Below are 24,997 nucleotides of genomic sequence, written 5' to 3'. Positions count from 1 at the left end.
CCTGGACGGTCATCGGCCCGCGCGTTCCAGTGCGGAGCCGAGATCGTCGGCTATCTCGAAGAAGTCGAGGAAGCCGGTCGCCGACATCACGAACCGCACCTCGTCGGAGAGACCCACCAGGGTCACCGTGGCCTCCAGCTGCTGGGCCCTGCGGTGCACGATCAGCAGGGTGCGCAGTCCGGCGCTGGAGATGTAGCTGATGCCGGTCAGGTCGACCAGGACCCGCGAGTCCTGGCCGATGAAGGGCAGCAGCTGGGCCTGGAGGCCGCCGGAGGTCGACGAGTTGATCTCGCCCTCCAGGGCCACCACACAGCAGGTGCCCTCCATCCGGGACGTGAGCTTCACGGTCATGCCGTCACCTCCGTCGGGGTCTTCGGCGTGAGCCGCACCCTGACCTTGACGCGGCCCGAGGTGTCGGGCAGGCGCACCGTCAGGGCGCCGGCGTCGAAGTCGGTGTGCTCCTCGCCGTCGATCTCGACACTCTCGATGCGGACCGCGCCGGGCGGCAGCAGGTCGGGCGCGACGCGCAGCAGCCGGTCGGGCAGGTCGGACGGGTCGGGCTTGAACCAGAAGTCCATCGCCTTGCCGTTGATCAGCAGGTTGTTGTAGACGGCGGCCAGGTAGCACAGCTCGGCCGAGTGGTACATCGACATCGAGTGGCTGCCCTTGAGCCGCTCCACACCCAGCAGGTACGGCAGCCCGTTGGCGAGGGTGTTGAAGTAGACGGCACCCTCGTCGTGGTCGAGGAAGAAGGCGTTGTAGAAGGACTGGGCGTCCCGCGCCTCGGTACGGAAGTCCTCGCGGCCGGTCAGGCCGTGCAGGATCAGATAGGCGAGGATCGCCTGCTCCTGCTGCCACCAGGCCTTGCGGTCGTGCCAGGCGAACCGGAACCGGTCCTCGCCGTCGGCCTTCAGCCGCTCCACGACGTCGTACCAGCCGCCGCGCTGGCGGTCGCTGCCCACGTCGGGCATGGTCTCGCCGATGCCGGACGCCAGCTTCAGGTAGTCGTCCTTGGGGCGCAGCGAGTGCATGCGCATCAGGTTCCAGGCGATCTTCAGGTTGTGGCCGACCACCGCCCGGTTCTGCTGCCAGCCGTGGGTGGTGTCGTGCGACCAGTCCTGGTGGAACCGCTCCTGGACGAACGGGCTGGTCTCCGGGTCCGGGAAGTGCTCGGCGATGGTGTCGAAGGTGTACTCCAGCATGTCGGCGTACGCCTTCTCGCCCGTCGCGAGGTACAGGTTGATCAGATAGGCGGGGGCGTGGTCGCCGACCGAGTTCCAGTTCTTGCGGGCCCGGTTGGGGCCGAGGGACTCGTGGTCGGGGGAGAGCAGGATCGGGTCGATGTGCGAGTAGTAGCCGCCCTGCTCCGCGTCCAGGTAGAAGCGGTCGAACAGCCGGATGGTGGCGTCCGCGTCGGACTTGATCCGCGGGTCACCGGTGATCCGGTACGTCTGGATGGGGCCGGCCAGCGCGTAGATCTGCTCGTAGGCGGGCAGCGCGTCGTAGTCGTCGGAGAACTCCGAGGTGAACAGCTTCTTCTCGGTGTCGCCGTCGACCTTCAGGCCGTGGTACCAGTACACGACGTTCTCGTCGGTGTCGACGAACCGCATGTGCTGGCGCAGGTACTCGGTGCCGCGCTCGGCGACCTCCAGGTACTCGTCCTCACCGGTCAGCAGGAACGCCGACGCCATGCCGTACACCAGCCGGGAGATCGTGTCGGTCTCCTGGATGTGGCTGGCGGTCTTGTCGCCGCTGAGCCGGATCTCGGTGCGGTACTCGCTGAAGTCGACCGGCCCGTCGCCGAACTGGGCCCTGCGGTAGAAGGCGGCGATCTCCTGGATCTGCCGCACCCACCAGCCGCCCTCCTCGAACCGGAAGTCGTCCGTGTCACGGCCGGTGAACACCAGACGCTTGGCCTCGAACCGCAGTCCTCCGCGCTGCGGGTAGAAGACTCCGTACGCCAGCAGGAAACGGCCCTCGGTGAGCAGGTCGTCTATGTGGCCGGAGGCGTCCTGGTAGGGCTCGCCCAGGTTGTGCAGGAGCTCCGCGCTCGGATCGCCGTCCAGGCCGATCACGAAGGAGCGGCCGTCGGCGGTGACCACGGTGACCTCGCGGGCGGCGCGGTCGAACGCGGTGACGCGGCCGGCGATGGTGTCGGAGAAGGTGAAGTCCACGGTGCCGGGGTTGCTGGTCATGTGTCACGCACCTCGCAGCACGAGTTCGTCGATGATGGTCCTGGCGAAGAGATGGCAGTGGTCGCCGGTGCGCCCGGTGATCAGGTCACCGTCCACGACGACGTCCTGGTCCACGTAGTTGGCGCCCATGTTGCGCACGTCGCCGATCAGGTTGTTGTGGCAGACGACCTTGCGGCCGCGCACCACGTACGGGATCGAGGCGGCCAGCCACATGCCGTGGCAGATGATCCCCTTGACCACCCCGGACCGGGCGAACGCCCGGCGCAGCAGGTCGGTCGCGGGGGCGAGGCGCTCGATGTCCTCGGTGTAGCGCAGCCGGTCGGCGACCATGCCGGAGGGCACGATCAGCGCGCTGTACTCGCGCAGCCGGCGGTCGTCGAGGTCTTCGAGACTCCGGTCGACGACGAGCGGCGCCCGGTACTCGTGGCCGGAGAAGGTGATCGCCTTGTTGCCCCACAGGCGGGTGACGAGGTGGACCTCGGCGCCCTCCTCGGCGAACCGGCGCTGGTAGTAGGAGATCTCGGGCTCGTAGAAGTCGCTCTCGGTGAGGACCGCTATCCGGCGGCCGGAGAGGATCCCGTCCCGGGACGGTACGGCGGACATGGCTCAGGCCCCCTCGGTGGTGCGCAGGTCGACCAGGAACGGGCGGTCGTCCGCGAGCATCCGCTTCACGGCGTCCGTCACCTGGCTCTTGTCGTCCACCCGCACCCCGTCCACGCCGAAGCCGCGGGCGATCTCGGTGAAGCCCAGGTCGGGGTGGGAGAGGTCGAACGGGGTGGGGTAGCCGTGCGGCTGGACGCCCCGCTCGCGCCAGTACTGCTCGATGTTCAGGTCGAGCAGCTTGTAGCTGCGGTTGTTGCAGATCACGAACTTGGCGCCGATGTTGTGCCGGACGGCCGTGTACATCGCCTGGAACGTGTACATCGAGCCGCCGTCGCCGGTGAAGCCGATGACGGTCTTGTCCGGGTGGGCCAGCTTGATGCCCAGGGCGCCCGGGATGCCCACGCCGAGCGAGCCGCCGCGGGTGGAGAACCAGTGGCCGGGCAGCCGTCCGGGCAGATGCGCGTTGAGCGGTCCGGACGCGGTCAGCGCCTCGTCGAAGACCATCAGGTCCTCGGGCGCCTCGGCGGCCAGCTGCCGCAGGAACGTGTTGAGCAGCGAGCCGTCGTCGGCGGGCAGCAGCGGCTGCTCGGCGCGCCGGCGCTGGAGATGGGCGGTGGCCCGGGTGCGGTCGGCGCCGGAGAGCCGCACTTCGAGCTGGTCGGCGAGGGCACCGAGGGTCGCCTTCGGGTCGGCGACCAGACCGAGGCTCACCGGGTGGTTCTTGGCGATCTCGTAGCCGTCGAGGTCGATGTGGACGATCCGTGCGTCCTTGCGGAACGGCGTCCCGGTGTTCGGGAACACCTCCGGGAAGACATACGTGCCCACGATGAGCACGGCGTCCGCGTCCCCGACGATCCCGGTACTGACCGCGCCGAACATGTGGCCCAGTTGTCCGCGGTAGAGCGGGTGGCGGGCGTCGAGGTTGACCTCGGAGTAGTCCACGCCCCAGATGTCGGCGCCCAGTTGCTCGGCGACCCGGGTCAGTTCGGCCTGGCCGCCGGAGGCGGAGACGCCGTCGCCCACCAGGACCAGCGGCCGCTCGGCACCGGCCAGCAGGGTGGCGGCCTGTTCGAGCAGCGCCGGCACCGGGACGGCGGCGGTGTTCAGGAACGAACTGGGCACCACTGGTTCGCTGTTGGGCGCGTCCAGTACGTCCATGGGAAGGGCGACGAAGACCGGGCCCCGGGGTGCGGTCATCGAGATCTTCATGGCCCGGCGCAGCACCCGCAGCACGGAGCCGGGGTCGGTGACCCGGGTCGCGTACTTCGTCACCGGGCGGGCCATCGCGACCAGATCGGCCGCCATCTGCGCGTCCATCGACTCGTACTGCACACCGGACTCGCCGGCGATCACCACGAGCGGGGTGTGGCCGCGCTTGGACTGGTACAGCATGCCGATCGCGTTGCCGAGACCGACGCCACTGTGCAGCTGCAACAGGGCGGGGCGGCCCGTGGCGCGGGCGTACCCGTCCGCGATGCCGGCGGCGACCGTCTCCTGGAGGGTCAGGACGTACTGGAGCTCGTCGTAGTTCTCCAGCGCGTCGAGAAAGCCCTGCTCGACCGTTCCTGGATTGCCGAACATATACGGAATTCCGTCGGCGATGAACTGCTCGATGATCGCCGCGTTGCCCTGCCTGGCCATTTCTTCCTTCTCTCGCTGGGACCTTGGGGAATTCCCACGGGCGGCCGGAATACCTGGCCGGCCGCGCGTGGGAGATTCGCGGCCGTTTACCAGCCGAAGCGGCGGAGATCGTCCTCTAGGACCTCGACGATCTTCTCGCCGGTCAGATAGGAGTCCGGGGTGGAACGGCCCGTGATGAACGGGTAGTCCACGATCACCGAGGTCTCCTTGCCGAAGTTGCCGTGGTAGCGGCCCTCCGGACCGGTGGCGTCACGCAGGATGTACTCCAGCGGGTACGGCGGCGGGCCCATGTTGAAGTCGGTGCCCAGGAAGCCGGTGCCGTCCTTGTAGTCGTACTCCTTGCAGTGGCCCGTGATGTGCTTGCCCCAGACGATCGACTTCCGGTCCTCCCAGTCCCGCGCGAACGCGAGAGCGGTGACGCCGTAGCACTCCGCGGCGATCGGCTTGCCGGCCGCCAGGAACGCGAGGATCAGCGCGTGGACCCGCTCGTTGTTGCCGAGGTCCACGACCGGGCCGGAGCCGCCGACCAGCAGGATCGCGTCGTAGTCCTCGATCTCCTGGGCCACGACGTCGAGCGCCCGGTGGTAGGCCTCCAGCTTGCGCAGATAGTCGTCGTCCGCGGTGTACGGGCGCTCGGGCACCCAGCTGGAGATGTCGATCGGGTTGTCGAGCCGGTCCGACTCGTCGATCTCCTTGGTCAGTTTGGCGACCCGCTCCGAGGTGACGGAGCGGCCGAGCGGCGGGTCGATGTACTCGGGGTCCATCGACGGCGGCAGGGCATGCGCCCGCTTGCCGGTCGGGGTGGCGAAGACGACCTCGTAACCGCGCAGGTCGAAGTGGTGCAGCGGCCCGACGAGTTCCTCGCCCCAGTAGCCGTACTCCGACAGGATCACGAGTATCTTCCTGGCGTTCCTCCTGGCCACGCCTGCTCCTTGGGTAGTAGGTGCGGGGTCTGCTGCCGCTTCCGGGCGGCGCAGCCACCGGAAAGGGCGGATGGGCACGGGGGATCAGCGGGCCTCGGGGCCGATGATCCAGTTCTCCTTGGCGGCGATCGAGAACACGTACTTCGGGTCCGCGATCTCGTCCCGGGCGGCCGTGATCCGCTCGGTGAAGTACGGCGAGCGCAGGGCCGCTTCGAGGGCCGGTACGTCGTCGAACCACAGCTGCTCGACCGAGTCGAAGGCCGACTCGCCGAAGACGTAGGCGCCGTCGACGGTGTGCGCGTGCAGGTAGCGGCGCAGGCCGGGCAGCTCCTTGACGGTGCCGGCGTAGCCGTCGAGGCTGCGCTTGCGGTAGTCGGCCAGGTCGAGGCCCGGGCGGCGCTTGAGCAGCACCGTGAGCTTGACCCAGTCCTGGCCCTTGGCGAGCGGGGGGCCCGCGACGATCTCGTGCGCGGTGGTGTCCACGACGAGGGTCATCCAGAACGCGGCCCACTTGGGCTCGTCCAGGCGGGCGCCGTTGAGGAACTCGTCCGTCTGCAACGAGGCGATCTGCTCCTCGGGGTTCAGCCAGATCTCGGCGATGCCCTGGTGGGGGAGGGCGGGTGTGCCCAGGTTCCCCTCGATGTCGACGACGGTGTCGACCATGTACTTCCGGATCTGTGGGATTTTCGCGGCGTACTGCACCGCGTGTGTGTTTACCCAGTAATCCTGGAATTCCTGTGCGGTCATGCCCGGCTTGGGCGCCGCCAGAATGAACTGGTGGATCATCGAATTTCTCCTGTTCCACACCGGTCCGGACGATATGAATCGTGGCCATGGGACCTGGTTGGGGGCAATGAAGTGTTGGCGACTATCTGACGTGGGGGGTGGCTGGACTTGTTCCTTCGTGTGCAGCAGCGAAGTGGCTGATCGCGCAGTTCCCCGCGCCCCTAACAGCCTCTTCACGTAGCCGCGGGCAGGCGTGCCGCAGGGCGGCACGGGTGGGCGCGGCGGCACCCCGTCGCGCCGGGTTGCGCAACGCCCCCGCAGTCACTCTCACGCCGGCACACCGGCAACGCTTGGCTGCGCGGCGCAACGGCCGGGGTCACCCCCGGGACGTCAGGCGGCGGATTGCCGTTAGGGGGATCGGTAGCCACTCCGGGCGGTTGCGGGCCTCGTACACGGCCTCGTAGACCGCCTTGTCCGCCTCGAAGGCGCGGAGGAGGACGGGGGTGCAGCGGGGATCCGTGCCCCCCGCGGACGCGTAACCCTCCATGAACGCCCGCCGGTTGTGCGCGGCCCACGCGGACGCCCGCCGCGCGTACCGCCCCCCACGCACCCCCGCCTCCGTCAGCGCATGATGCGCCGCGTAGTCGAAGGACCGCAGCATCGCGGCGACATCCCGCACCGCGGGTTGCAGCCGGCGGCGCTCCGCGAGCGGATGCCCCGGCTCACCCTCGAAGTCGATGAGCACCCAGCCGGTCTCGGCACACAGCACCTGCCCGAGGTGCAGATCGCCGTGGACCCGCTGCACGGGCAGCGGATGCCCCCGCTGGGCGATGCCCCGCAGATCGTGGTGGATGTCGCGCAACTCCCGCGCGAACGGCAGGAGTTCCGGGACCTCGTCCAGCGCGGTCTCCAGCCGGCGCGACAGTTCCGCCGCCAGCTCACCGACCTCCGCCGCCGCCAGGTCCCGGCTCTCCAGCTGCTCCGCCAGCGCGCCGTGCACCTGCGCGGTGGCCCGCCCCAGCGCCTGCGCCTCGTCGGCGAAGCCGCCGAGCGGTGTCACCGAGGCGCACTCGCCGGTGATGCAGTCGGCCGCCTCCGCGGTGGCCAGCGCCCAGCCGTCCCCGCGCGAGGGCACGAACCGCTGGAGGATGGCGAGCGTGGTGCGGCCCGCCGCGAACCCGTCGGACGTCTGCATCCAGGCCAGCGGATGCGCGCTCGGCACGTCCCCGGCGCGCTGGAGCGCGGTCAGCATCTCCAGCTCGGGGTGGGGGCCGGGCTGGAGCCGGCGCAGCACCTTGAGGATGAGCCGGTCGCCGTAGGCCACCGAGGTGTTGGACTGCTCCGCGGTGAGCACCCGCGCGGGCAGCCCGGCCGGGATGTCGGCGCCGGCCACCCGGTGGCACTCGACCACCCCGTCGGCGTCCTCGGCCGCCAGATGCGCGAGCAGCCGGGACATCAGCTCCGGGTCACCGGTCGCCTCGTACAGCACCGGGCCGGAGTCGGAGACCCGGCCGATGACCGCGTCCGGCGGGGGCGGCGGGCCCGAGTCCCGGACGCCGACGAGGAGTTGGTACCACTCCTCGTGCCCCGGCTGCCCGGCCCGCACGATCAGCTGGAGCAGCGCCGGGTCACCCTCGTGGATCAGGTCGACGAGGACCGGTTCGACGACCGGGGCGGCCGTTCCCTTGCCCGCGAACCAGCGCCGCCCGGCGATCCAGCCGGGCAGCAGGGCGCGCAGTTCGCCGGTGAGACGGGCCGCGTCCGCCGCGTACACGGGCGCGTTCACGCCGGCACCCGGGTGCGGTCGGCGGACACGGTGGCCGTCCGGCTCGTACGGGACAGCATGCTGACGGCGTGCGCGACGGTCACCATCGTCATGTGGTGGTGCCAGCCGCGGAACGAACGGCCCTCGAAGTCCCGGGCGCCGAGCCGGTCGGTGACCGAGGACAGGTCGTCCTCGACGCGCCGCGAGAGCATCGCGGTGCGGTAGACCGTGCCGAGCTGCGGCCGGGACAGGTTGGACAGCCAGTACTCGCCGGGCGTCCGGCGCCCGCGCGCGGTCCAGGCGCCGAGCAGCACGAGTTCCTGCCGCTCGCTCGGCGAGGCGACTCCCGCGCGCCGGCGCCGCATCCGCACCCGGGTGGTGCCGACCGAGGTGGCCCGGACGGTGTCGGTGGTGTGGTCGTACCACTCCACCGGCATGCTGGTGCGGCTCAGCGCCGAGGTCAGCGCGTCGGCGGTGCCCGTCTGCTCGGCGCTCTGGGCCTGCGGGAACGGCTCCAGGAGCGCGAACCGCGAGGCCGGGTCGATGCGGACCACGAACGGGATCTGACGGGCGTTGAGGTCGGCGCAGACGGCGTACGGATCGGCGTCCCGCAGATCCATCACGACCGGACGGCCGGGCAGCCGCCACTCGGTCGCCATCCGGTCGACCGAGCCGATCGCGCAGATCTCGGGCGGGCAGGCGTCGACGTTGCGCGGAATGGAGGCCCGCCGGCGCCGCTCGGGCTGGTCGGTCCAGCACTCGGGCAGCGCGAGCCGCCAGTCGACCGGACAGCTGCCCTGCTCGGAGACCAGCCAGATGCCGGTGGCCTGCTGGCAGTTGACGATCCGTCCGATGTGCGGCACCCACTGGCGCTCCACACCCACCGAGTGCTCACCGATCTTGGTGATGACCAGTGGATGCGCCACCCACGCGCGCGGGTTGAGGCGTTCGGTGAGGAGTGCGGCCACGGCCCGCCGGACCGGTCCGCACTGCCAGGTCGACTTTGTGATGAACTGATAGAGACTCTGCTCCACGCTGTTGCCCGCGCCACCCGCGAGACCGCGCATGGTCTTCTTTCCCTCGACCGTGAGCAGGCCCCGTACATAAAGCTCTGCCCAGCGTCTCTGGTCGCTGCGTGGAATGGACTCGAAGGCCCGGTCGAGAACCTCGGAGAATATTTCCTCGGTGATTTCGCCGGGCAGATTCTGCCGCTGTTCCATGGCCATTGTTGGGGCCCTTCTGAAAGTCAAGCTGATTTCCCGCCGTGGCACCTGCGGAACAAGCCCGTCCGCCGCGTTTCCGGGCGCATGCGGGCGCACCGGACCCGGTCCGGAGAGCGGTCGCTCATCCGGAATGCCGAATTCGGTTGTCGTCAGGTGTCGTACGGAGGGGGCAGGGGGACCCGGGACCGGGCGGCGGGGCGCTGCCGTCAGGTCCGGTCCCGGGTCCTTGCGGTGCCCGCCGGTCCGGGGGATGGAAGTCCGGCGGGCGAGCGGGGCGGCCTACGCCGTGGCCGGCCCCGCGGGCCGTGCCGTCAGCCGCCGCGGCCGGACCAGGCGAGCATCCGGTCGGGGGTGAGACGGCGGAACAGCGGGGACCAGTCGGAGGGCGCCTCGCCGGGCTCGTTGTAGAGCTCGAAGGTGCGTCCCGAGGCTTCCGGGACCCGCAGCGCCTGCACACAGGCCTCCGCCACGGCTCCCCGGGAGACCCAGCCGTCCCCGCGGTCGTCCTGTTCGAGGCGTACACCGCAGCCGGCGAACGAGTCGTCGGTCAGCCAGCTCGGCCTGATCACCGTGTACGGCAGCCCGGCGGCACGCACGGCGTCCTCGCCGCGCAGCCGCCAGTCGAGCAGCCGGCCGTACGCGTTCATCGGGTGTTCGCGGCGGGTCACGAAGATCTGGCTGACCAGCACCACATGGGGTCGTTCGCCGTGGTCCGCGAGGGCGGCGAGCATGTTGCGCACCCCGTCGTACATGGTGGTCTCCGGGCTGTCGGGCCCCGAGTTCGCCGTGCCGGGTTCCACGCTGAACACAACGCCGGCACATCCCCGCAGTGCCGGTGCCAGAGTGTCGGCGTAGCGGACGTCGGCGCGGTGCAGTTCCACTCCGAGCGGCAGCCGGCCGGCCTGCGGCCGGCGACTCACCACCCGTACCTGATGGCCCTGTTCGATGAGGCGTCGGGTGACGCGCGTGCCGAGTCGGCCCGCTCCGCCCACGACGGCGATGGGGTTCTCCATGGGATCCCCTCCTGGTCGCTCCTGGTCGAAACGTCGAACGTCGAAGAGCGCCGCGCTTCACATCCAGCGCAGGATGTCCTCGGCGCTCCTGAGTTCGGTCCTTGCGGGCAGACCCGACAGTGCGGGCACCCTGAGGCGCGGGTACACGGTGACCCCGCAGTAGCGCGCACCCGGCCACAGGACGGCTCCGTCGCCGACCGCCGAGTGACGTTCGAGCCGGATGGGCCGGTCGCGCTCGGAGCGCAGCTCGGCCATCGGGCCTATGTAGCTGTCGGATATGTCGGCCCAGCGGCCGATCACCGCGGATTCGCCGACGGTGGACCGGACCAGGGTGGTGCCCTCGCGGATCTCGGCCCCGTCGCCGACGTCCGCGTGTTCCAGGCGTACTCCCCGGCCGATCTCCACGTCCTGGCCGATCCGGACGCCGGCCCCGATCACCACCGAGCCCTCCTCGATCTTCTGGGCGAGGGTGGTGCCGGTGACGTCGTCCTTGGTGCGCAGGCTGGACTCGTGGATCCAGCGCCGGCCCGTGGCGGCGGCACCGCTGTCGGGCGGGTCCATCAGCCGGTTCATCTGCTCGTACGCGCCGTTGAGCACGAGTCGTACGGTGTCCAGGTAGTCCGGCACGTTTCCCAGGTCGCCGAGGCGTCCGATGGTGTGCGTGGCCACCGGGTGGCCCTGTTCGACCAGCCAGGGGAGCAGATCGCTGCCCCAGTCGAGGCGTTGGTGGGAGCGCCGGAAGAGCTCCGGTTCGCGGGCGAGCAGTCGCAGCCGGCCGCAGTCGACGAGGTACATGCCCGCGTTGGTGGGCAGTACGGCGTACGGATCGCGGTCGATGTGCGGGAACAGCTCGCTCAGTTCCGTCTCGGCGGGCTTCTCCACGAAGCCGCGCACCAGACCCGTCTCCCCGGTCCGCATCACCCCGTACTTGTGGGCGATCTCGGTGGGGGTGCGGGCGACGGAGGCGATGGTCACCAGGGCGCCGCGCTCGTCGTGGGTGCGCTCCATCTCCGAGAGGTCGAAGTCGAAGAGCGAGTCGACGGGCAGCACCAGGGCCGGTCCTTGCAGGTCCCACTGCTCCAGGTTGTGGAGGGTGGCGCCGGCGGATCCGACGTTGTAACGGTCGTAGCGGGAGCGGGAGTAGGTGATCTGCACGCCGTGGCGTTCGCCGTGGCCGAGCAGCAGCTTGATCTGGTTGCGGTTCTCCAGACCGTGCGTCACCACGTAGAAGCGGCGGATGCCCTGCTCGCGGCAGGCCTGGAGCACCCACTCGACGAGGCGTCGGCCGACGAACGGGATGAGTGCCTTGCTCCTGATGTAGTCGGCGGACTCCAGGGTGATCGGCTTCGCCCGTTCTCCACGACCGCCGGCCAGAATGATGCCGACGATTTCGCGCTTCGTGCTCATCACGCCCCCAACGTGTTGAGATTTTCCGAGGTGTGTTTCGCGATTAGGGCCAGTTGCTGTCGTCCGGGTCGTCCGTCGTGTGGATGATGCTCGTCACATGGGACGCCTGGGCGGGGTATACGCCGGCCTGGGTCGAGATCTCGCCATTCGGTGAAATGTATACGGCGCCGATCGCGGTCATGGCGGGCAACATGGCTGCCGCGAGAACCTTGACGGTTCGATTGAATTCCATTTTCTTTCCCTCCCGTTGGCCGAAAGCGGATGCCGCTTCGACATGCAGAATCATTACGCACCGAAGACCCGCAATGCGGGTTTGGGTAGCATCGGGAAGGTGCAGTGCAGAAACCGGAAGGGGGGTTAGATGTGTAGAAACCCGGACATAAGTCCACAGTCCAACGTTGTCCGCGTGTGCGACAGGGGTCTGGATGCCTACCGCCGCGCGTTAGCCAAGGGCCCCATACGCGGCGAAGTGCCGGAATGCCTCCTGGAGTTGGGGCTGCTGCGGCCGTTGGCCGAAGACCCCGCACTCCTCGGGGCGGTACCGCCCGACATCGCGAGCAACGAACTGCGGCGTCCGATCGAGCGGGCGGTGCTGGTTCAGCAGCACACGATCGCCGCGATCCACGACGCGCTGATCGCCGCGGAGGACGTCTACCGGGAGGAGAGCCGCGGGTCCGGCACGGCGGTACGGCTGCTGCGCGGCCCGGACATCATCGACGCCGCGATACAGAAGGCCCGCGACGCGTGTGTGGAGGAGATGCTGACCGCCAAGCCCGGCGGGCCACGAGAGGTGAACCACCTCGCCAGGGCGCTGCCGCACGACCTGATGATCGGCGCCCGGGGCGTCAAACAGCGGACGCTGTACCAGCACACGGTCCGCACCCACGGACCCACGCTCGCCTACATCGAGCAGGTCACCGCGGCGGGCGCCGAAGTACGCACCCTGGACGAACTCTTCGACCGGCTCATCATCTACGACCGGAGCGTGGCGTTCATCCCCGATCCGCTCATGGACGTCAACACCACCGCCCTGGTGATCGAACACCCCGCGATCGTCCACTACCTGGCCGGTGTCTTCGACAACGCGTGGGAGCGTGCCCAGCCGGTGAACATGTCCCAGGACCACGGGCGGCCCCCGCTGCTCACCGACGAGACCCGTCGAGCGGTCCTGCGGCTGATGATCGAGGGCCACACCGACTCCGCGATCTCCAAACGGCTCGGCATCAGCACCCGTACGGTCTCGGCGCACATCAAGAAGGCGTCCGAGGCCCTCAACAGCCGCAGCCGCGCCCAACTCGCCTACACCCTGGCCAAGTCCTCCCTCGTCGACGACGCCGGCCCCTGAGCCGGCCGGCCGGGGCGGCCGCACACCACCACCCGCACGCCGTACGGCCGGCCCGTACGGTCAACCGGCACCTCCCACCCCCCACCACAGCCCCTTCGCCGTCCGCAGTACCGCCTCCACGTCCGCCGAGGCGCCCGAGCCGTACCGTGGTGCGCCGCCCGTCACAGCGGTCACCGTGCGGCCCGGCAGCAGGCCGGCGAGCAGGTCGGGCACGCCGCCGGCGGTCGGGCGGACGCCGGTCACCACGAACCCGCCCCGTCGCAGGGCGAGTTCACCGGCCGCCGCCTTCAACTGCTCGTCGTCCCGGTACACGAGATGCGCGTGCGCGAGCCACGGTGCCGCCGCCCGCGCGGCCCTCGCGACGCCCGTTCCGTAGTCGCCCACCGAGACCAGGCACACCGCACTCTCGCCCACCCCGGTGGACTCCCAGACGAGCGGCGGCAGTGCCGCGCCGGAGCCCTGGTCGGGGCGGGGCCAGTAGGAGCGGGGAGTGCCGCCGACCTCTATGTGGAAGGGCCGGTCCACGGCCGCCGCGGCCCGGATCACGGCCCGGGTCTCCGCGTCCCCGCACGGCTCGGCGAGCGTCACGCCGCCCAGGTTCCGCAGCACCGGATCGTCGTCGAGGAGCCCGGCCGCCGGGGCGACCACGTGGGCGCCGGCCGCGAGATAGCGGGCGCGCAGGGCGGCGGGCGTCCGGCCGGGCCCGGTGCACACGAACGGCCGGAAGCCGGCCGCCACCAGACCCCGGACGACCTCGACCATCGCGGAGGAGACGCCGGACAGCGCGAAGAACCGCTCCGGGTGGGCCCGTTCGAAGGGGTGGCCCGCGTGCCGGCCGACCGTCGTCGCCAGACAGACCAGACGCCCGTCGAACGCGGCCAGCGCGTTGAGTTCGGCGCAGTACGCCTCGAATCCCGACAGCCCGATCCGCGGGCCCGCCCGACCCCCGCTCACCACCCCCACACGCCCCTTGTCATCGTGTCCCCCACCCGAGCTGTCCTGCCCGGTCGGTACGGCGTCTGCGTCCTGCCCGATCGGTACGGCGTCGGCGTCCCGGTCGGTTGGTGCGGCGTTGGCGTCCCGACCGGTTGGTGCGGCGTCGGCGTCCCGGCCGGTCGGTACGGGCGTGGCGTGCGTCGGTGTCGGGGCCGTGTCGGGGGTGTAACCCCGGGGCTCCGTCTCCTCGTTCGTCGTCGGTTGTGGTGCGGCGGGCCGTTCGGGCCCGGATCGCCGTGGGCTCGTGGCCCCGGCGGACGGGGACGGGGGCGGTGTCCGGTCGCATACGGTGCCCTCTTCTCGGGTCCGGCGGCATCCCGCCCGAACTGTGCGTGCCGTGCGGCCTGGTTCAGCCGGTGTCACTGCTCTACGCTCCCTTCGCATGTCCAGCCGATCCGCGGCCTCCGTACGGGCCGAACTGGCCGCCGAAGGCGTGGCGGTATGGCTGGCGGAGGACCCGGGTGACCGGGTGCCCGGCGCGACGCTGCGCCGGCTGGTGACAGGTGCGCCGGAGGCCTTCCAGGGCCTGGTCGGCGCGGCCGGAACGGCGGCCGAGGCGCGCGCCGCCTGCGACGAACTGCTCCCGGCCCATCTGTCCGGCGACGGCCGCACCGGTCTGGTGTCGGCCGCACTGGACCCGGCCGAGGCGGCCGCCGTACGGCGCCCCAACCTGCTCGTGCGGATCGTGCCGGACCCCGCCGGACTCGCCGCCACGGCCGAGGCGCTGGGCCGCGGGCTGCGGGTCGACATCGGTCCGGTGACCACTCCCGAGGCGTACCGCCGGGTTCTCGACGCGTACTTCGCCGGTCTGGAGCGGGCGCTGGCCCGTGGGGTGCCGCTGTCGCTCTGCACGGCCGTGACCTCCGTGCCGGTGGGCACGGTCGACGCCGCCGTCAACGCCCGCCTCGACGGGCGCGGCGCGGGTGGCAGCCGGGTCAGGACATCGTTGGCACTCGCCCGGGTGCTGTTCCGCATCCGTGAGGAACGCCTGGGGGACGAGTGGTGGACCGTGCTCCGCGCGGGCGGCGCCCAGCCGCCCCGGCTGCTGTGGACCCACTCCACCCCGAGGCATCTGACCGCGCTGGTCGGCTGGAACACCGGACACACGGTGCCCGCCGCGCAGGCCGAACGGGCCTGTCCGGGGCCGGGGCCCCGCGGTGACACCCTGCTCAACCAGTACATCCGCGGCCGGGCCGAACTGGACGCCCTGCGCTGTCCGGGCATCCGGCTGGACCGGCTCGGCACCGGTGCGCGCGACCGTGCGCTCACCGGCGACCGCGGCGGCTGACCCGCCCGGCGTCCGTCAGGGACCCGCCGGACGCGGCCCGTTCCGGGCGGGCCGGAGCCCGTGGCCCGGCGCGGGCGCGCGGACCGCCCGCCGGTCCGGCGGGACCCCTCGACATCGCCCCGGCCGTCCCGGCGGGGAGCCTCCGCCACCCGCGGGACGTCTGCGCCGCGTGCGAACTCCGCTGTCGTAGGACATGTTCGTCCTCCCCCCGTCGTGGACGTGCGGCGGCGCCTGCCCGGACACCGCCCCGCACCGAGGCTGCCCCGCGGGGCCGTGCGTACGGAAGGTGTTCGGACAACAACGTTGCGCGGCTGGGCGGTGGTTGGATCACCCACCCCCCGTGTGAGCTGGGACGCCGTGGTCCGACAACAGATCGGAATGACTGATTCCGCCCGTTGTTGACGCTGGTGGCGAGGTCCCTCTAGGTTCGCGGGAGCTCATGGGGGATCCTCGGTGTTCCCCAGAGCGCGGTCGGGGGGTGACGCGCGGTGCCGGACGAGGATCGTCTCCACGAGGACGGGCTGCTCGGACTCATCGAACTGCTCGCCGTCGAGACCACCCCCCGCCACCAGGGCGAACCGCCGGAACCCGCGACGCGCACGACCCCGGAGGAACCCGCCCTGCGCGAGCGCGCCAGACGGCTGGCCCAGGACGCGCACGCCCTGGCCGCCGACCGCCGGCAGCGCGAGGCCGGCCTCGACGCGCTCGCCGAGACCGCCCGCGAACTCACCCTGCCCTACGACCTGGAGACGTTCCTCGGCGTGGCCGTCCGGCGCGCCCGGCACCTCCTCGGCTGCGACGTCGGCTGGATCAACCTCGTCGAGCCGGTCACCGGCCACGCCCGCACCCACGCCGTCGACGGCCTCGACAACCCCCTGTCCGAGGGCTTCCGGCTGCCCGCGTCCGGCGGCGCGGTCACCGCGGCCGCCGCCACCTCCCGGCCCTTCTGGACCCCGGACTACCTGACGGACGAGAGGTTCCCGCACGTCCCGGTCGTCGACGGCATGGTCCGCGAGGAGCGGCTGCACGCCGTCCTGGTGGTCCCGCTGAAGTCCGGCGACACCATGACCGGCGCGCTCTACGTCGCCGACCGCGCCGTCCGGCACTTCGGCGCCGCCGAGATCGCCCTGCTGACCTCCCTCGGCGACCTCGTCACCGTGGCCGTGGAGAAGGCCCGGTTACTGGGCCACGCCCCCCGGGACGCCACCGCGCCCGCGGCCACCGCGCCCGACGCCCGGGCCCCGGACCACGACCGGCGCGTCAACCAGCTGCGCACCGGTCTCATCGACACCGTGCTGCGCGGCAGCGGCCTGGACGAACTCGTCGCCGGCGCGGTCACCGACCTCGGCGGCCCGCTGATGGTGCGGGACTCCGTGGGACGGACCCTGACCAGGACGGACGGCTTCCCCGACGCCGACGAGGCGGAACTCTTCCAGCGCACCCTCGACGCCCACGCCGAACGCGCCCCCGTCCGGACCGCCGACGGTCTGTGGCTCTGTCCGGCCCACGCCGGCCAGGTCATCCTCGGCACGATCGTGCTCGCCCCCGGCGACCGGCCGGGCCCCGAACCCGAACCCCTGCTCCAGGCCCTCGCCCAGGCCGTCTCCGTACTGCTGCGGATGCGCGCGGGCGCCACCGCCGCCGAGGGCTCCAGCCGCGACGAACTGCTCACCGAGCTGATCGCCCCCTCACCGCGCTCCATCGACCAACTCGCCGTGCGCGCACGCCGGTTCGGGGTCGACCTGGAAGAGCCGCACGTCGTCCTCGTACTGCGCCCGGAAGGCGGACCGCAGGGCCGCGCCCTCGTCTGGTCCTCCTCCTACGCGCACCGCCACGCCGGTCTGAAGACCACCGACGAGGAGCGCCTCGTCCTGGTGCTGCCCGGCAGCGACGCCTCCCACGCCGCCCGGGCCGCCGCCGCGGCGCTGAGCGCGGCCATCGGCCACCCCGTCACCGCCGGCTCCGCGGGCCCGGTGAGCCACCCGCGCGGAGTCCGCCGCTCCTACGCCGAGGCCCGGCGCTGCCTGGACGCCCTCACCGCGCTCGGCGGCACCGGCACCACCGCCACCCCGCGCGATCTCGGCTTCCTCGGCCTGCTGCTCGCCGACAGCCCCGACACCGCGGCCTTCATCGCCGGCACCATGGGCCCCGTACTCGAATACGACGCACGGCACGACACCGAGCTCGCCCGCACCCTGGAGGCGTACTTCGCCGCGGGCGGCTCCCCGCGCCGGGCCGCCGAGAGTCTGCACGTCCACCCCAACACCGTCTCCCGCCGCCTGGAGCGCATCACCGAACTGCTCGGCCCCGGCTGGCAGGAGCCCGTCCAGGCCCTGGAAGTCCAGCTCGCGCTGCGGCTGCGCCGCACCCGGCACGCCCTGCGCGGCCAGGCCGTACCCCTGGTGGGCACCTGGACCCGGCACCGGCCCTGAACCACAACTCGCCCTTTCTCAGGTGTCGCAGGGGATTCCCGTGGGGTTCCGGTGGGCAGAGGTGTCCTGGATCACAGCCGTTGGGTTGAGTGCCGGGGCGGGGCGAAGTCCGTACCCACGCATGACGACCTCCGAGCGGATGCGAGGATGAGGCGCCATGGCCGCAGGGTGGTGTTCTCGCACGGTACGGGCCGCGTTGTTCGCGGCCGTCTGTGTGCTGCTCGCCGCCGTGGGCCACGTGATGATGTCCGGCACCGACGTACCCGCCCCGATACTCGCGGCCGGAGTCGGCGGAACCTTCGCCGCGGGGTGGTGCCTCGCGGGCCGCGAACGCGGACTCGCGGTCGTCGTCACCGTCGCCGTCGCCGCCCAGACCCTGCTCCACTCGGCCTTCTCCCTCGCGCAGTCGACGAGCGGACGGGGCGCGGGCGGTACGGGCCCGGGTGGCATGGGCTCGGGCGGCATGGACATGGGCGGCCACGCGCAGAGCATGCCGTCGATGTCCCACATGTCGATGGGCGGCATGGGCGGCATGGGCGGCATGGGTGGGGCGGGCGGCATGGCCGACATGCCCGGGATGTCCCATGCCGAGCACGCCGGCGCGCTCGCCGGAGACGTCGGCGGCCCCGGACTCCTCGGTCTGCTCGGCCTGTTCGGTCACATGGGCCACTCCATGGACGGCTCGTCGTCCCTCGGCATGCTCGCCGCGCACCTGCTGGCCGCGCTGCTGAGCGGACTCTGGCTGGCCTTCGGGGAGAAGGCCCTCTTCGGCCTCCTGCGGTCCGTGGCCGGCCGGCTCGCCGCGCCCCTGCGGCTGCTGTTCGCCGTACCGGTCGTACCGGACCGGCCGCGCGTCCCGGGCCGCCGCCGCGAGACCGGCCGCGCGCCACGGCTCCTCCTCCTCGTCCACGCGATCACCCTCCGGGGACCGCCCGCGGGAACCGCTGTCGCCTGACGACAGCCGGTTGACCCGGGGCTGCCCCCAGCGCGCCCCGGGCTACGGCCGTACACGCACGCCCCTGACCGGGCGGCGGTCCGGACACCCCCGTAGCGGGTGATCCGCGCACCCCCGCGCGTCCACCAGCGGCGTCCCACGGCCGACTCCCGCTCACCACACCGGACCGCCCGCGCCCTCGCGCGCCGCGGCGGCCCGGTGCACGGTCGACCCCGACAAGGACACCAGGTGATCACCTCAGCGCAGCCCGCTCCGCGCGGCCCGAGCGAGGACAGACACGGCAGGACCCAGCAGATCGACGACGCCATAACGGCCTGGGCGCTGGCCGCCCGGGGCGGGGACGCGGAGGCGGTGGAACAGTTCGTGCGCGCCCTGCACCGGGACGTGCTGCGGTACGTCGCCCATCTGTGCGCCGATCCACAGGCGGTGGACGATCTCGCGCAGGACACGTTCCTGCGGGCGCTCGGCAGTCTGCACCGGTTCGAGGGACGGTCCTCGGCGCGGGCATGGCTGCTGTCCATCGCCCGCCGGGCCGTCATCGACAGCTACCGCTACAGCGCCGCCCGCCCCCGGATCGCCGACACCACGGACTGGCAGCTGGCCGTCGAACTCGCCCAACCGCGCGGCCTGCCCGGCTTCGACGACGGGGTCGCGCTGCTCGACCTGCTCGCGACGCTGCCGGAGGAGCGCCGCGAGGCGTTCGTCCTCACCCAACTCGTCGGCCTGCCTTACGCGGAGGCCGCCGAGGTCAGCGACTGCCCGGTCGGCACGGTCCGCTCCCGCGTGGCCCGCGCCCGGGCGACGCTGACCCAACTGCTGGCGGAGGCGGAGGGATCGGCGGCGGGACCGGCGGGATCGGTGGCGGGATCGGCGGGTTCGGTGGCGGGATCGGTGGGTTCGGTGGCGGGATCGGCGGTGGGGTCGGTGGCGGGGTCAGTGGCGGGGGAGGCGAAGGCGGAGCACCGGCGGCCGACGGAACTGACGGCCGCCTGACGCCACTCGACGCCCCAGGGGTGCCGGCCGACACCGGCACCCCGGCCCCGGGGGCGCGGTTGGGATCGGCACCCCGCCCCCGGGGGCGCGGTTGGGATCGGCACCCCCTGCGACTTTGCCATCTCTTTACAACCCGCCTCCCCCCTGCCTCGTCTCTCCGCTCGATCCGTCACACGGTCCGCCTCCGCCGAACTCATCGCCGGCGGGCCGGGCGGTCCGACGAAAGAGAGCGATCCGATGCGCCGAACTGTCCTCAGTGTCCTGGCACTCACCGCCACCGCCGTGCTCGCGGGCACCGCCCCCGCGCTCGCCGACAGCACGACCCCGGTCCCCAGCCCGCCCCGGTCCGAGCAGAGCGCCGCGCCCACCCGCGCGCCCGCCGAGCCGAGCGTCGTCCCCTCCAAGGAGGAGTCCCGCCCCGCCCCGGCCGAGAGCGCCGCGCCCACCCGGGCCCCGGGTCAGGTCCCCGTCGTCCCGAACGGCGCGCCCGACACCGGTGTGCCGACCGCCTCGGACCCGGGTCCGTCGGCCGGTCTCCTCGGTGGCGGCGCCGCCGCGGTGTTCGCCGCCGGTGCGGCGGTCTTCGTCGTACGGCGCCGGCGGGCGTCCGGGGTATGACCCCGTCGCTCTCCAGGCGGGCGTTCGCCGCGGGGGTGACGGCCGCGTTGCTCACGGGCTGCGGCGCCGGCGGCCAAGGGGATCAGGCGGACCGGGGGAACCAGGGGGCCTCGGGAGCCGGTCGCGCCTCTGGCAGCCCCGCGCCGCGGTCGTCGTCGGACTCCGTGCGGGCCGTCGCCCGCTCGGTGCCCGTCCGGCTGCTGATCCCGTCGATCGGGGTCGACACCCCGGTGATCCGGCTCGGCCTCGCGGCGGACGGCACGGTGGAGGTGCCGCCGGTCACCGAGCACGACCGGGCGGGCTGGTACGGGCACTCGCCGACGCCGGGACAGCTCGGCCCGTCGGTGCTGCTCGGCCATGTCACCGTCGGTCAGTTCGGCGACGGCGTCTTCCGCAACCTGTCGCGGCTGCGCCGCGGCGACCTGATCGAGGCCCGCCTGGGGAACGGCACCACCACGGAGTTCGCCGTCACGTCGCTGCGGACGGTCGCCAAGGCCGACTTCCCGACGGACGACGTCTACGGTGACGTGGACCGCCCCGAGCTGCGGCTCATCACCTGCGGTGGCCCCCGTACCGGCGACGACGAGTACCGCGACAACGTGATCGTCTTCGCCGGGCTGCGCTCGGCCACCCCCTGACACACGGGCACGGAGTCCGGACCGGCCCGGGCCGGTGGAACGCCGGCCACCGGTTCGGACTCTTGGTCTGTGAGTCAGTCATGAGTCAGCCATGAGTTCCCCCCCCCACGATCCACGATCATGGAGCGCGTTGAAACGGTCCCGTGACAGGGCGGCGTCGGAGCTGTTCGCCGCCCTCTACCCGCGCCTGGCCGGCTGGTGCCGACGTCTTGTCGACGACGACGAGACGGCGCACGAGATCGCGTCGGAGGCCTTCACCCGCCTGTGGGCCCGGTGGACGAAGGTCGAGGAGCCGCGCGGTTTCCTCTACGTCACCGCGGCCAACCTGGTCCGGGACCACTGGCGCAAAATGGAGCGGGAACGGCGGGCGGTGCGCCGCGTCACCCACGAGGCCGCGGTGCGCCCCCACGAGGAACAGAGCGATCCGTCCGTACGGCTGCTGGTGCAGTCCCTGCCCGAGCGGCTGCGCGTCCCGATCCTTCTCCACTACTACGCCGACATGCCGATCCGGGAGGTGTCCGCGCTGACCGGGCGCAAGGAAGGAACCGTCAAGGCCGATCTCCACGCGGCCCGCGAACTGCTCCGCGTCCATCTGAGGAGAAGCCTTGACCACACGCGTTGACGAGGACCCGGAGTTCGCACCCGACGACCCCCTCGCGGTGATCCTGCGTCCCGCCGCCGACCGGCTCGCCCCGCCGTCCGGCAGCTACGAGACGATCCGCCGTACGGCCGCCCGCCGCCGGCTGCTGCGCGCCGCGTCCGGCGCCGGTCTGGTGTGCGCGGTCGCCGCGCTGATCGCCGTACCGCTGACCCTGACCGCCGCCCCCGACGCACCGAGCCGGCCCACGGTCCCGCTGGCGCCGCCCGTGGTGAGCGACACCCCGGCGCCGACGCCCACCCCGCGCCCGACGAGCGAGCCGACGGCGGAGAAGACCCCGTCCCCGGCCCAGACCCCCTCCCGCCCGTCACAACCGGCCGACCCCGCCCGCCCCGACGACGACGTCTCCCGCATCCCCTCCACAGCAGTGGCCTCACCCCCACGCTCCACCCACCAAACCACCCCCTCGGAACACGCGACGGTCGTCCCCACCCCGCGCACCCCTACGGCCCGCTGACGGTTGCAGGCCGACGACCACGCCCGGCCGCCGGCCGTCGAGCATCGCCGCCGAACGACGGCCGCCGCCCCGGCCGGCCGTCGGCCTCCTTCTCCGGCCCCGCCGTCCCACGGGTGCCATCGACCGGCGGACGTCGCTGAAGCGTCAGGCCGGATACGCGTGGGTCTGGGTCGCCTTGACCGTTGCCCAGATCGTGCTGCCGGGGTGGAGGTCGAGTTCGGCGGCGGCGACCGTGGTGAGGTCGGCGGCCAGGGGGAGTTCGCCGGTGAGGGCCGCCCGGATCTGATCGCCGTGGGTTTCGAGGCCGGCGACCTCGCAGCGCCAGAGGTTGCGGGCGCTGGACCCGGTGGGCCGCTCCCGGTGGAGGGTGACCGCGCCGGGCGGGAAGGCGACGTAGACCGGACCGGCCAGGTCCTCCGTGGTGGTGATCACCGGACCGTCGTCCACCCGGACCGTGTGCCCGTCCGCCCGGCCCCGGTAGAGGTTGAGCCCGACCAGATGCGCGATGTAGTCGGTACGCGGCCGGCGGGCGATGTCGGACGGGCCGCCCTCCTGCACGATCCGGCCGTCCTCCACAACGACCAGGTGGTCGGCGAGGACCATCGCGTCCAGCGGATCGTGTGTGACGAGTACGGCGACCGCCTCGAAGTCGGCCAGATGGCGCCGGAGCTGGGCGCGGACGTCGAGCCGGGTACGCGCGTCCAGCGCGGCCAGCGGCTCGTCGAGCAGGAGCAGCCGCGGCCGGGTCGCGAGCGCGCGCGCCAGCGCGACCCGCTGCGCCTGACCGCCGGAGAGGTTGCGCGGCCTGCTCCCCGCGTGCGCGGCGAGCCCCATCCGCTCCAGCCACCCGGCGGCCACGGCCCGCGCCTGTGCCTTGCCCACCCCCTGGCAGCGCGGCCCGAACGCCACGTTGTCCAGCGCGGACAGATGCGGGAAGAGGAGGTAGTCCTGGAAGACCACGCCCACCGGGCGGGACTCCGGCGGCGTACGGTCCAACTCGGCCCCGTCCAGCCGCAGATGGCCGTCGCTGAGCGGGACGAGACCGGCGAGCGCGCGCAGGGCGGTCGTCTTGCCGGCGCCGTTCGGGCCGAGCACGGCGACGACATCGCCCGGTGCGGCGGCCAGCGTGATGTCGAGCCGGAAGGACCCGCGTTCGACGACGAGCCGCGCGTCGAGCCCCTCGCCGGTCACGGTCGTCGTCTTCTTCGTCGGGTCGCTCATGTTCTTCGTCAGGTCGGTCATGCGGTCGTCATCCAGCGGTCACGCAGTCCCGCGAGGACCGCGACGGACACGGCGAGCAGCACCAGACTGAGGGCGATCGCCGCCTCCGGATCACTCTGCAACGCCAGGTACACGGCCAGCGGCATGGTCTGCGTACGGCCGGGAAAGTTGCCGGCGAAGGTGATGGTCGCGCCGAACTCGCCGAGCGCACGGGCCCACGCCAGCACGGCCCCGGCCGCGATACCGGGCGCGATCAGCGGCAGCGTGACCCGGCGGAACGCGGTGAACCGGGACGCGCCGAGGGTCGTGGCGGCCTCCTCGTAGCGCGGATCGGCCGCCCTCAGCGTGCCCTCCACACTGATGACCAGGAACGGCATCGCGACGAACGCCTCCGCGATGACCACACCGGTGGTGGTGAACGGCAGCGTCACCCCGAACCAGTCGTCCAGCCACCGCCCCACGACCCCGTTGCGGCCCAGCGCCATCAGCAGTGCCACACCACCGACGACGGGCGGCAGTACGAGGGGGAGGGTGACGAGCGCGCGGACGAGACCGCGGCCGGGGAACTCCACGCGCGCGAGGAGCCAGGCCAGCGGCACCCCGATCACCAGGCACACCAGCGTCGCCACCGTCGCGCAGATCAGCGACAACTGGAGCGCCTGCCACACCTCGGTGCTGGTCAGCAGGTCGGGCATACTCCGCCACGGCGTCCGGATCAGCAGCGCCACGAGCGGCAGCACGAGGAAGACGAGCCCGATCAGTGCGGGCAGCAGCAGCGGCAGGGGCGCACCCCGCCCGACGGTCCGGCGCCGGCGCTTGCGGCCCCCGCCGAAGAGCCGGGACCCCCTGCCCCCGCCAACGCGGCGGCGCCGCGGGCCACCGGTGAGGGTGTCCGCGGCGCCGGCCTGTTCCGGGGCGGGATCGGTCACGGCTGGAGGAACCCGGCGCCGGTGAGGACCTTCTGGCCCTCGGCGGACTGCACCAGCTCGATGAACGCCTTCGCCGCGTCGGCGTTCGGGGCGTCCTTGAGCAGGGTGATCGGGTAGTCGTTGACGGCCTCGGCCGACTCGGGGAAGTCCACGCCCTCCACCTTGTCACCCGCGGCCTGCACATCGGTCTTGTAGACGACCGCCGCGTCGGCCTCCTTCAGCACCACCTTGTTCAGGGCGGACTTCACGTCCTCCTCGTAGGAGACGGGCGTCAGCGACAGCTTGCTCGCCTCCAGGGCGGTCTGGGCGGCGGCACCGCACGGCACCGTCTTGTCGCACAGCACGACCTTCAGCCCGGACTTGGTGAGGTCCTTCAGCGAGGCGATCCTGTCGGGGTTGCCCGGCAGGGTGGCGATCTCCAGCTGGTTGCGGACGAACGTCGCGGGTGTGCCCTCGGCGTCCCCGGCATCCGTGACGATCTTCATCGTCTTGGGGCTGGCGGACGCGAACACATCGGCGGGGGCACCGCCGGTGATGCTCGCCGCGAGGGCGTCACTGCCGCCGAAGCTGAAGGTCACCTTCGTACCGGGGTGGGCCTTCTCGAAGTCCTTGCCGAGCTGCGTGAAGCTCTCCTTGAGGGAGGCGGCGGCGAAGACGGTCACGTCGCCGGAGACGTCGGCCGAGGCCGTCGCCGACCCCGACGCCGCGGCGGCGTCCGAATCGCCGGAGTCGCCGGAGTCACCGGAGTCGTCGGAGGAGCAGCCGCTCAGGGCCAGCAGCGCGGCGGCCGCCACGCCGGTCACGTGCAGCGTCCGACGGGTCCGGCGCGCGGAACGGGTCATCACGGGTCCACTCCCTCTGGTCCTGACGGACCCACCTCATCGTGCTGGTCACTGTCTGCTGGTCACTGTCTGGAGCTCGATGTCTGATGCTCACTGTCTGCGCCGATGATACTTCCGCATCTGCCAGGG

At 72.1% G+C, this 24,997-nt stretch carries 23 protein-coding genes and 1 pseudogene; 9 read left to right on the top strand and 15 right to left on the bottom strand.

The genetic code is table 11. The annotated features are described in order from the left end of the window. Positions 1-9: 9 nt before the first annotated feature. The 11 genes from ACIQAC_RS14510 to ACIQAC_RS14460 all read right to left on the bottom strand — a co-directional run bounded on the left by ACIQAC_RS14510 (position 10) and on the right by ACIQAC_RS14460 (position 11,782). The gene (locus ACIQAC_RS14510) at positions 10-351 is read right to left on the bottom strand and encodes an STAS domain-containing protein (protein ID WP_402190483.1); all 342 of its coding nucleotides are present in this window, start codon (positions 349-351) and stop codon (positions 10-12) included. Beyond that, positions 348-2,195 carry an AGE family epimerase/isomerase gene (locus ACIQAC_RS14505; RefSeq protein WP_402190481.1) on the bottom strand — a complete coding sequence of 616 codons (1,848 nt, stop codon included), beginning with the start codon at positions 2,193-2,195 and terminating at the stop codon, positions 348-350. The genes ACIQAC_RS14510 and ACIQAC_RS14505 overlap by 4 nt, the downstream gene beginning before the upstream one ends. Positions 2,196-2,198: 3 nt before the next feature. Beyond that, positions 2,199-2,798, bottom strand: a complete 600-nt coding sequence (locus ACIQAC_RS14500) for a DJ-1/PfpI family protein (RefSeq protein WP_402190478.1) — start codon at positions 2,796-2,798, stop codon at positions 2,199-2,201. A 3-nt stretch (positions 2,799-2,801) separates the two neighbouring features. Further along, positions 2,802-4,439, bottom strand: a complete 1,638-nt coding sequence (locus tag ACIQAC_RS14495) for a thiamine pyrophosphate-binding protein (RefSeq protein ID WP_402190476.1) — start codon at positions 4,437-4,439, stop codon at positions 2,802-2,804. Positions 4,440-4,525: 86 nt separating this feature from the next. Continuing rightward, entirely contained in the window at positions 4,526-5,362 is an 837-nt protein-coding gene (locus ACIQAC_RS14490) for a type 1 glutamine amidotransferase domain-containing protein (RefSeq protein WP_402190474.1), read from the bottom strand. 84 nt (positions 5,363-5,446) lie between these two features. Beyond that, entirely contained in the window at positions 5,447-6,148 is a 702-nt protein-coding gene (locus ACIQAC_RS14485) for an EthD domain-containing protein (protein WP_402190472.1), read from the bottom strand. A 316-nt stretch (positions 6,149-6,464) separates the two neighbouring features. Continuing rightward, positions 6,465-7,874 (bottom strand): maltokinase, encoded by a 1,410-nt coding sequence (locus ACIQAC_RS14480; protein WP_402190470.1) that lies wholly within the window; start codon positions 7,872-7,874, stop codon positions 6,465-6,467. Beyond that, on the bottom strand, positions 7,871-9,073 hold the full coding sequence (locus ACIQAC_RS14475) for an IS701 family transposase (RefSeq protein WP_402190468.1): 1,203 nt from the start codon (positions 9,071-9,073) through the stop codon (positions 7,871-7,873). Before ACIQAC_RS14475 ends, ACIQAC_RS14480 begins: the two co-directional genes overlap by 4 nt. Before the next feature lie 314 nt (positions 9,074-9,387). After that, complete coding sequence (locus ACIQAC_RS14470) at positions 9,388-10,089, bottom strand: SDR family oxidoreductase (RefSeq protein ID WP_402190465.1); 702 nt, start codon at positions 10,087-10,089, stop codon at positions 9,388-9,390. Between the two features lie 57 nt (positions 10,090-10,146). Beyond that, the gene (locus ACIQAC_RS14465) at positions 10,147-11,496 is read right to left on the bottom strand and encodes a sugar phosphate nucleotidyltransferase (protein WP_402190755.1); all 1,350 of its coding nucleotides are present in this window, start codon (positions 11,494-11,496) and stop codon (positions 10,147-10,149) included. Positions 11,497-11,539: 43 nt separating this feature from the next. After that, entirely contained in the window at positions 11,540-11,782 is a 243-nt protein-coding gene (locus ACIQAC_RS14460; RefSeq protein WP_402190463.1) for a hypothetical protein, read from the bottom strand. Between the two features lie 183 nt (positions 11,783-11,965). On the opposite strand from ACIQAC_RS14460, the gene ACIQAC_RS14455 reads away from it, so the two are divergent. Next, entirely contained in the window at positions 11,966-12,841 is an 876-nt protein-coding gene (locus ACIQAC_RS14455; RefSeq protein ID WP_402190460.1) for a LuxR C-terminal-related transcriptional regulator, read from the top strand. Positions 12,842-12,901: 60 nt separating this feature from the next. On the opposite strand, the gene ACIQAC_RS14450 is transcribed toward ACIQAC_RS14455, so the two are convergent. Further along, positions 12,902-13,795 carry a transketolase gene (locus ACIQAC_RS14450; protein WP_402190458.1) on the bottom strand — a complete coding sequence of 298 codons (894 nt, stop codon included), beginning with the start codon at positions 13,793-13,795 and terminating at the stop codon, positions 12,902-12,904. A gap of 424 nt (positions 13,796-14,219) precedes the next feature. Here ACIQAC_RS14450 and ACIQAC_RS14445 point away from each other — a divergent pair, with 424 nt between their 5' ends. From ACIQAC_RS14445 to ACIQAC_RS14410, 8 genes and pseudogenes are all read left to right on the top strand, one after another. Further along, positions 14,220-15,125, top strand: a complete 906-nt coding sequence (locus tag ACIQAC_RS14445; protein WP_402190455.1) for a hypothetical protein — start codon at positions 14,220-14,222, stop codon at positions 15,123-15,125. Between the two features lie 488 nt (positions 15,126-15,613). After that, positions 15,614-17,557: a helix-turn-helix domain-containing protein gene (locus tag ACIQAC_RS14440; RefSeq protein WP_402190452.1), complete on the top strand. Its 1,944-nt coding sequence runs from the start codon at positions 15,614-15,616 to the stop codon at positions 17,555-17,557. 157 nt (positions 17,558-17,714) lie between these two features. Further along, entirely contained in the window at positions 17,715-18,512 is a 798-nt protein-coding gene (locus tag ACIQAC_RS14435; protein WP_402190450.1) for a hypothetical protein, read from the top strand. Between the two features lie 228 nt (positions 18,513-18,740). Further along, a pseudogene (locus ACIQAC_RS14430) lies at positions 18,741-19,364 on the top strand (sigma-70 family RNA polymerase sigma factor); the annotation flags it as partial. Between the two features lie 378 nt (positions 19,365-19,742). After that, the gene (locus ACIQAC_RS14425; protein ID WP_402190447.1) at positions 19,743-20,123 is read left to right on the top strand and encodes a sortase-dependent protein; all 381 of its coding nucleotides are present in this window, start codon (positions 19,743-19,745) and stop codon (positions 20,121-20,123) included. After that, positions 20,120-20,761: a class F sortase gene (locus ACIQAC_RS14420; RefSeq protein ID WP_402190445.1), complete on the top strand. Its 642-nt coding sequence runs from the start codon at positions 20,120-20,122 to the stop codon at positions 20,759-20,761. The genes ACIQAC_RS14425 and ACIQAC_RS14420 overlap by 4 nt, the downstream gene beginning before the upstream one ends. 130 nt (positions 20,762-20,891) lie before the next feature. Further along, a complete protein-coding gene (locus ACIQAC_RS14415) occupies positions 20,892-21,383 on the top strand; it encodes an RNA polymerase sigma factor (RefSeq protein ID WP_402190753.1) in 492 nt (163 codons plus the stop codon). Further along, positions 21,367-21,876, top strand: coding sequence for a hypothetical protein (locus ACIQAC_RS14410; protein WP_402190442.1), 510 nt, complete (start codon positions 21,367-21,369; stop codon positions 21,874-21,876). The genes ACIQAC_RS14415 and ACIQAC_RS14410 overlap by 17 nt, the downstream gene beginning before the upstream one ends. Before the next feature lie 144 nt (positions 21,877-22,020). Here ACIQAC_RS14410 and ACIQAC_RS14405 read toward each other — a convergent pair whose 3' ends face one another. The 3 genes from ACIQAC_RS14405 to modA are packed head-to-tail and all read right to left on the bottom strand — an operon-like array spanning position 22,021 to position 24,868. After that, a complete protein-coding gene (locus ACIQAC_RS14405; protein WP_402190440.1) occupies positions 22,021-23,118 on the bottom strand; it encodes an ABC transporter ATP-binding protein in 1,098 nt (365 codons plus the stop codon). Further along, the gene (gene modB, locus ACIQAC_RS14400) at positions 23,115-24,026 is read right to left on the bottom strand and encodes a molybdate ABC transporter permease subunit (RefSeq protein WP_402190437.1); all 912 of its coding nucleotides are present in this window, start codon (positions 24,024-24,026) and stop codon (positions 23,115-23,117) included. The genes ACIQAC_RS14405 and modB overlap by 4 nt, the downstream gene beginning before the upstream one ends. Next, entirely contained in the window at positions 24,023-24,868 is an 846-nt protein-coding gene (gene modA / locus ACIQAC_RS14395) for a molybdate ABC transporter substrate-binding protein (RefSeq protein ID WP_402190434.1), read from the bottom strand. The genes modB and modA overlap by 4 nt, the downstream gene beginning before the upstream one ends. Positions 24,869-24,997 lie beyond the last annotated feature (129 nt).

Origin of the sequence: Streptomyces sp. NPDC088387, from assembly GCF_044753385.1 — a bacterium.
Classification (GTDB): Bacteria; Actinomycetota; Actinomycetes; order Streptomycetales; family Streptomycetaceae; genus Streptomyces.
Note: the sequence above shows the minus strand (reverse complement) of the source record. Positions and strands in the feature narration are given on the sequence as shown.